Raw genomic sequence first — 365 nt, 5'->3', positions numbered from 1 at the left:
CAGCGTCTTCAACGAGCAGGGAAACCTAAGGTGATCACCATGGCCACGTTTGCCAAAGTCAGGCGGATGTACTTCCGCGACCGGTTGTCGATCAGCGAGATTGCACGCCGCACCAGCCTCACCCGCAATACCATCAAGAAGTGGCTCAAAGCACCGTCGGGCGTCGAACCCCATTACGCACGCAAGCCCGCCGACACCAAGCTCACGCCGTTCGAGCCGTCGTTACTCAAAGCACTCCAAACCGACGCACACCGCCCCAAGCGTGATCGGCGCACGGCACAGGTGCTGTTTCAGGAACTTCAACAAGCCGGTTTCACCGGGGCCTATTCCCGCGTGACCGCTTTCATTCGGAAATGGCGAGCGGA

At 59.7% G+C, this 365-nt stretch carries 1 pseudogene; it reads left to right on the top strand.

The window, feature by feature from the left end:
* Window positions 1-39: 39 nt before the first annotated feature.
* Window positions 40-365 (top strand): annotated as a pseudogene (locus tag ACZ2IA_RS22865) (IS21 family transposase); the annotation flags it as partial.

Source organism: Crenobacter sp. CS_VA4 (assembly GCF_055597485.1).
Note: the sequence above shows the minus strand (reverse complement) of the source record. Positions and strands in the feature narration are given on the sequence as shown.